Genomic DNA, 8,501 nt, shown 5'->3' on the forward strand with positions numbered 1-8,501 from the left:
ACACCCTAATCTTTGAGAGGATTCTGTCATGAACTCGGAACAACAACAGCAGCGAATCATGGGTTACTTCATTGAAGAAGCCCGTGAGCATCTTCAGACTATTGAGCAAGGCGTATTAAACTTGCAAGATGTTTTAAATGATTCTGAATCTATTAATGAGCTTTTTCGGGCGGCTCATTCCATTAAGGGCGGCGCTGCAATGCTAGGTGTGGGGAGTATTCAGCATGTTGCTCACCGATTAGAAGACTTTTTTAAAATCCTCAAAGAAAATTCGCAAATAGTTGTCGATGAGCGCTTAAAAAGCTTGTTGTTGGCAGGATTTGATCCCTTGTCAGAACTTCTAGATGAGTTGCAAGGTGGTTACAAAATATCTGATGAGTTAACAATTGAAACTAATAATCGCGTTAAGCCTGTATTTGCTGAGTTAGAATCCTATCTAAATCAGTTAGTCTCCGATACTGATGGGGAGATCTCTACGGATACATTTAGTCAGGAACAAGAAAGTATTCCTCAGCCACAGCAAGTAGTTGCTTCTCAGCAGTCGATATTTCAGCAAGAAATCACGACTAAAATGCGAGATATGTTGCAATTGTTTCGGGCGACAGATAATGCAGAGAGTCGATCGCAGTTACAAGCAGTTTGCAATTACTTCCAAGAGATTGGCAACAAATTTGATTTGCGAAATTGGACTAATTTAGTCACTCAAATTAAAAATGCGATCGCTCAGTCTAGTAACTCATACCGTACCCTTGCGCCGATCTTGATTCGAGAGCTAAAAGAAGCCCAAGATCTAGTACTCTCAAATCGAGAATCAGAAATTGCGGTGTCATTACAACTTCAAAATCTATTACCTTACCGATTTTCAGAGCCAGAGGATGATGAAGTTAGTACAATTTTTACTACTGCATCTGGGGATATTAGCGAAGACTCAATGGTAGATGATTTTGATGTTGCTGCTGATATATCCACTACTGGAGATCTAGATATAGACATGAATCCAGATGTGGATATCGATCTATTTGCAGATCAGGTCAATGAAGAAGAATTTGATTTGACAGAAGAAATCCAAGAAAACCAAATGGATTGGATGGATGGTGAATATGAAATCACCGAAAATCAACATATTGATGGACCAAAAGTTGGTGCTTCAGAGTTGAAATCTCTAGCAATTTTGTTTGAAAATGATGACATCGATTTTGATGCCGCTTGGGAAGATATCGAATCCAACGAAACGAATATAGCAAACCTTGGAGCCACGACTTCAGACAGTCAGGATGAATTTGCTGATTTACTCGACCATAATTCTGAAAATAATGATTTAACGGTTCCCAACTTAAATAGTGAAGAATCTAGCATTGATCAGCTATTTGGAGATTTTCCTACCCAAGACTCTGTGGCTGAAGAGAGCAGTAACTCTTTATTCCCCGATGATCTTGATGATTCATGGCAACAAACGAGTGACATGGTTTCGGAAATCAGTTCTGAGATTACTCCAGACAGTGAACAGTCCAGCCTAGACGCTCTATTCCCAGACGAATTTGCTCCTGAAGAGTCCCTAGACAATCAATTTGATGTGGATTTAGGTGATGCTGATTTAGGTATAGATATTGTTGAACAAATCAGTGATTCTCAAATTGATGATGCGATCGCGATCAATGATCAGTTTGACGATATGGATATCAATGATGTTGATGTTAGTGAATTCAATATCGATGATATTGATTTTTCTGAATTACCATCCCAGTCAGCATATAATGACCAGTCTGAACAGTTTGTGGATGGTGGACTTAGTGATACAGACGAGTCTCAACCCCTGTCTAGTGAAGAATATTTTGCCGCGCTTGCAATGAATGAAAATGCGGCTAGTGATGATAACGATAATCCTAGCGAACCCTTCGCCTTAACTTTCTCGGAAGAGGGCATGGATTTGCTTGATGATCCCTTTGCGATCGATGAAAATCTTGATGAAATCCTTTTGGATGCATCTCCGAACATAGGTAATGATGAAAGCGTTAATTCTAATATTGATAATTTCTTTGAAGATTCTGAAACAATTGAATCTAGTGATTATGCAGAGTCAGTATCAGCAAGTAATGACTTTGAGGGCATTGATACTACTGGATTGAATTTATTCGATGAACTGGGCTTTGATAATGATGAATTTGATGAAGCCGTGAACTCTCAAGGGCTAGAAGAATCAACAAGTGCACCAGATATTACACTTGAAGAAAATCCTGATGACTTTCTAATAGCAGCAACTGAGACTTCAGATATTAGCGATAATCTTAACTTTCTAAATGAAAGTAGTGAGTTTGAAGAAAAGCCAATCTCTGCTATCAATAATGATGAATTAGATGATAGTTTAGGTGCTTTGTCAGAAGATAGCTCTACCTTGGATTTTGTAGATTTCACTGAAGACAACGACATTAATGAAGCAATTCATGATGCCAATGATCTCACTAATTTCTTTTCAGAATCTGAAGACGAAGAAGACATTTCTGAAGCGATCGCTACTGATGAATTTAGCGATGAGTTTACTAACGCTGACGATTTGGGTGATTTCTTCACAGAAGTTGAAGAACCTGCAATTTCTACAGATATCTATGATGTTGACAATGATATTGATGCAATCACCAAAACTGATGATTTAGGTGATTTCTTTTCCTCTGGGGAATCTGAAGAACCCGAACTAACTAATAACATCGATAGTGAACCAGTCGATGAATCATTCAGGTTTGCTGAACAAGATAACCCATTAGATGATTTCTTTATCGATGGAACTTCTGAAGAGCCTGAAATTATAACTGACGATATCAGTGATCGTGTTGATGATTTTAATGATTTTGATCAAGAATTAACGAACACTGATGATCTAGGTGATTTCTTTACAGATTCTGAAGAACTTGAAGTTTCTGGTGAAGTGAATAATGAGTTAGATGTTTTCGCTGAACAGGTTGACCACTCTGATGAATTAAATGATTTCTTTGCCACGGCTGATGAGCCAGCAATTATTTCTAACGATATTAGTAGTATTGATAATTTTAATGATTTTGATCAAGAACTGACTAACACTGATGATCTAGGTGATTTCTTTTCAGATTCTTCAGAATCTGCAATTGTCTCTAGTGATATTGATAATGAACTAGATGAATACTCTGGTATTAATGATGCTGATGATTTAACTAACTTCTTTAGTGAATCAGGAATTGACAATGCACTAGATGCATCTGATGATTTAACTAACTTCTTTAGTGAAACAGAAAATGAGCATCAGAGTTTAGGAGAAGATATTCCAAACAATGAATTTAGCATTGCGCTCACTGATAGTAATGAGCTTGATGCTATTAACGTAGTTGATACGGTCGATGGATACGAAGAGCAAACAGAAGATTTCATGGATTTTGACTCTCCTCAAGATGTCAATTCTGAGTTCTTTTCAAGATTGGATGTAGATGAAAGCATTTCTGAAGCAAGTTCCAACGATTCAGTAGGAGAACTATTCGAGCAAATGGATGCTTCAGATGACTCTGATTTGGCTAATTTATTTGCTGATGCTGGCGAAGAAGATTTAACTGTGCTAGAAAACGATCTTAACTTTGATCAGGATAGATCTCTAACTCAAAGTGATGATATCAATGATTTTGGAAGTACATCAGACCAAGATTTTGAATACGAACCTTTACAGGGATTGGGAACGGAGTTGGCAGATACTCAAGAAGATCTCATTCTTGACGATAATGACATTACAGCAAAAACAACTATTGATAATTTGGTGGACTTCTTCCAAGGTGATGATGATTCAGAGGTAAGTTTGTTGCAGATGCCAGAAGAATTTGCAAGTGAAAACTTAGCCGTTGATGAACCTCTCAGTTTTGGTGAATTCAATGAATTTGAAACCTTAGATGAAGATCACTCTGAAGTATTGGATTATTCTCTTACTCAAGAACCAGCAACGAACACGCTACAACCTGAGCCTCAATTGCAAGCTGAAGAACTAAATGGGATTGATGATAACTTCGACTTCGATGATTTGGAAGCGATGATTGGTAGTTCTAGTAACATGCCAAATGATATTAATGATGGGAGTAATACAACCTTCGATAACCAAATTACCGAAACTGTCATTAATGCTCAAGGCTCTGTGAATTCTGATGATATGGATTTTGATGAATTGGAAGCTCTTTTAGGTGACTCTAGTAGCTTTGATGACTCTGGCGCAACAAAGACCGCAATATATGCCAATAACTCAGGAAATGCTGCTCCTATCAGCACACCAGTAAGTTCTAATGATGACTTTGATGAGTTAGAGAACATGCTTCAGACTGCTTTTGCGAAAGATGTTGGACCAATCAAAACCAAAGCGCCTACACGTCAACCCACAACTGCTCGTAAGCAAAGACTAACCGACTCGACTATGCGTGTTGATGTTAAGTACCTCGACAGTCTGAATAATCTTGTTGGGGAACTAGTTGTCAATCGTAACTTGTTAGAGCAGGATCAAGAAAGACTACAGCAGTTTATTACCAATCTATTACATCAAGTGCAACTGTTGAGCGATGTATCGCAAAGGATGCGTGATCAATACGATCGTTCTTTGCTTGAGGCATCTTTAACCGCAGGACGTGGACGTTCATTCAGTAGTTTTGAAACATCCTCATATTCAGGTGATGGATCTAGCTCGAATAGTTCGGTGAGTAACGACTTTGAGGGCATTGAGTTCGATCGCTACAATACTTTCCACGTTTTATCGCAAGAGATCATTGAGTTGATTGTCCGAGTTCGGGAGTCGGCTTCGGACATTGAGTTCGTGGTTGGTGAGACAGATCAGGTAACTCGTCAGTTGGGCACGATTACTACCCAAGTTCAAGACGATTTGAAACAATCACGCATGGTTCCCTTCGCGCAAATTGCCGATCGCTTGCCTAGAGGTATTCGCGATCGCGCCCTCAAGACTGGCAAACAGGCGGAGCTAGAAATTTTTGGGCGGGAGACTCTGATCGACAAAGCAATTCTGGAATCTCTGACCGATCCACTTACACACCTTGTAAATAATGCGATCGACCATGGTTTAGAAGATCCTGCCACTCGTCAAGCGGCTGGTAAATCTGCAACGGGTAGACTGACCGTAAGAGCCTATCACCAAGGTAATCAAACCGTAATTTCGATCAGTGATGATGGCGCTGGTATTAGCACCGACAAAGTAAAGAAAAGCGCTGTTTCTAAGGGAGTGCGATCGCAATCTGAAGTGGATCGCCTCAATGACACTGAAGTTTATGGGTTGCTATTTGAAGCTGGCTTTAGTACCGCGGCTCAAGCCGATGAATTTAAGGGGCGCGGGGTTGGTCTAGATGTGGTCAAAACCTGTCTTGATGATATTCGTGGCGTAATTATTGTGGAATCAGTAGTTGGCAAGGGTACAACCTTTACAATTCGCTTACCGCTTACCTTGAGTATTTCTAAGGCGATGTTTTGTATTAGCGATCGCGCTCGGATTGCTTTCCCCGTTGATGGCTTTGAGGATATGGTGGAAGTTCCCCAAAGTCAGATTGTTCTCAACGAGAAAGGTCAACCCTGTTTACCTTGGCGCGATACAGTTTTGCCATTCCAACATCTTTCCAATTTGCTTTCCTATAGTCGCCACCTCAGTCGCAGCAGTATCTATGGTAAGCAGGAAAATGATGAACTTTGCATTATTATTCTCCGCAATGACACGAGTTATCTCGCTTTGCAGGTCGATCAGTTCTTGGGTGAATACGAAATCGTAATCAAACAACTAGAGGGTCCAATTCCCCAACCTGCGGGAATTGCAGGTGCAACCGTGTTAGGGGATGGTCGAGTCATGGCGATCGCAAACGTGTTGGAATTATTTGACATCGCTAGCGGCAGATTGCGTCCTTCGACATCAGGGCTGACTATTCAGCCAACAGTTGAAGAAGATGTGGCGGTCGATCCAACGGTACTAATTGTTGATGACTCGATTACAGTACGCGAGTTGCTATCTCTGACCTTTGCGAAAGTTGGCTATCGTGTGGAACAGGCTAAGGATGGTCAGGATGCATGGGAAAAACTCCGCGCTGGGCTGCCCTGTGACATGATCTTCTGCGATATTGAAATGCCACGGATGGATGGATTAGATCTACTATCAAGACTACAAAAGGATTCTCGACTCAAAGATATTCCTGTAGCGATGTTAACTTCACGAGGAGCCGATCGCCATCGTCAGTCTGCTATTCAGCTTGGGGCAAAGGGTTACTTCACTAAGCCCTACCTCGAAGAAGAATTACTGAGTGCCTCGAAGCGTCTCTTAGCTGGAGAAACTCTGCCTATCTAAAATATTTAAGAATGTGCTTTGCACATTTTTAAATCAAGAGAAAACCTATGCTGCTGAGTCTTAAAATTGAAAATTTTGCCCTGATCGATCGCTTAGAGCTTGAGTTATATGCGGGACTAAATATTCTCACAGGGGAAACAGGAGCAGGTAAATCAATTGTCCTTGATGCTCTAGATGCTGCTCTTGGAGGCAAAGTATCAGCGCGAATGCTACGAACTGGATCAGATCGCGCCAATATCGAAGCTACTTTTTCGACTAATCAGGCGATCTCCCAGTGGCTAGAGATGCAAGAAATTGATGCCATTGATGCCGAAACGCTGATTTGTAGTCGCGAAATCACGGCAAAGAGCAATCGCACCCGCATTAATGGCGTGGTTGTAAACAAGCAACAGATTCAAGAATTGCGTGATCGCCTTGTCGAGATTACAGCCCAAGGTCAGACGATCTTACTGAGTCAAGCTGCTCAACAGAGGGAATGGCTAGATAGTTTTGGCGATCAAGTTTTTAATCAGGCTTTGTCATTACAAAGGCTAAAAGTCGCGAAACTATTTGAAGCAAAGGAGCGATCGCGCAAAGCTTTATTTGATCGTCAGCAGAATGAACGCAATCGGTTACAGCATTTGGACATGTTGCGCTATCAGCTCAAGGAATTAGAAGCGGCGAATTTAGATGATCCCGATGAATTAGATAATCTCGAAAGCGATCGCAATCGGCTAGCCCATAGTGTGGAATTACAGAAGCAGGGCTATACCGTATATGAAGCGCTTTATCAGAATGATGATGGTAAGGCATGTGCGGATTTATTAGGACAAGCGGAGTCGATTCTTACGGAAATGGTTGCCCTCGATCGCGAAGCTGAAGGTCTTCTCGAACTAGTTTCTAGCGCTCTTGCTCAGGTCGAAGAAGCGGGGAGGCAGATCAACAATTATGCCAATCGTCTGGAATCTGATCCTGAACAATTGGAAGCGATCGAACAACGAATTAATCAAATCAAGCAAATCTGCCGTAAATATGGCACGCTTCCCGAAGCGATCGCCTATACTGAAAAGCTCCAACTTGAACTTGCTGAACTTACCGATCAAAGCATTTCCATTGAAGATTTAGAACGCAAAGCTGCGGCTGATTTACAGGCTTTGCTGAAGGCTTGTAAAAAGCTGACGGAATTACGTCGGCAAACGGCGATCGCTCTCGAACAAGTTCAAATCGATGCTTTGAAAATGCTGGCGATGGAAAAAGTTCGTTTTCAGGTCGGGATTTATCCGAGTGAACCCAATGCATTAGGCGGCGATCGCATAGTCTTTGAGTTCAGCCCTAATCTTGGCGAGCCTTTACAACCTCTTGCGGAAACTGCTTCAGGTGGTGAGATGAGCCGATTTTTATTAGCGCTGAAAACTTGTTTTATAAAGCAGAAAACCCAAGATTCTCAACCAGCATCTACAGAATTTAATCATGCGAATGTCGGCACAATGGTATTTGATGAAATTGATGCAGGCGTATCAGGTCGTGTTGCCCAAGCGATCGCGACGCAACTCTGGCAACTGAGCCGTAGTTCTCAAGTCCTTTGCGTGACTCACCAGCCATTAATTGCGGCGATCGCTGATCGACATTTCCATGTTAGTAAGCAGGTAATCGGCGATCGGACTCAAGTACAAATTCGTCTCTTAGAATTGGAAGAACGGAAACAGGAGCTAGCTCAGATTGCTTCAGGAATGAATGTTGAGGAGGGGAAAGAAGGAAAAAGGAAAAAGGAAAAAGGAAAAAACATTGATAAGGAGAGTGTTAGTAGTACGGTGTCTCAGGCGATCGCTTTTGCTGAGTCTTTGCTAGAGCAGGCTGCTACGATCAAAGCTAGTAGTTAAAATATTAAGGTAGCCCTGCACTCAAGTGCGGGCTAAAAGCTCAAGTCTGCTGAAGCAGACTAAATCAACGGGTTTAGGCTTTTAGCCCACACTTGAGTGCAAGGCTGTTGCGGATAACGATGCTCTTTATCACTAATTTTAAAGCTATGACAACTCAGCCTCAAACTGATAAACAACCTTGTACTGAGCCTACATTCCGCTCGTAATGGAAGGGTAAAATAATTACCGAAAATCAAAATCATCGAAAATCAAAAAAGAGGAGGTAAATATTAATACAGAGATGAAAGTATCGAATCTAGACCATCTAGGGA

2 protein-coding genes are annotated in these 8,501 nt (G+C 41.3%); both read left to right on the forward strand.

Translation table 11 applies throughout. From position 1 onward, the window contains the following. Positions 1-28: 28 nt before the first annotated feature. Positions 29-6,331, forward strand: coding sequence for a hybrid sensor histidine kinase/response regulator (locus B9G53_RS12520; RefSeq protein WP_094532774.1), 6,303 nt, complete (start codon positions 29-31; stop codon positions 6,329-6,331). A 47-nt stretch (positions 6,332-6,378) separates the two neighbouring features. Beyond that, positions 6,379-8,190, forward strand: a complete 1,812-nt coding sequence (gene recN, locus B9G53_RS12525) for a DNA repair protein RecN (protein WP_094532776.1) — start codon at positions 6,379-6,381, stop codon at positions 8,188-8,190. Positions 8,191-8,501: the final 311 nt, after the last annotated feature.

Source organism: Pseudanabaena sp. SR411, assembly GCF_002251945.1.
In the GTDB taxonomy this organism is placed as follows: Bacteria; Cyanobacteriota; Cyanobacteriia; order Pseudanabaenales; family Pseudanabaenaceae; genus Pseudanabaena.

Excerpts from the sequence above, each read along its gene's own strand:
- B9G53_RS12520 (WP_094532774.1), top strand. The coding sequence starts at position 29 with ATGAACTCGGAACAACAACAGCAGCGAATCATGGGTTACTTCATTGAA.
- recN (WP_094532776.1), top strand. The coding sequence starts at position 6,379 with ATGCTGCTGAGTCTTAAAATTGAAAATTTTGCCCTGATCGATCGCTTA.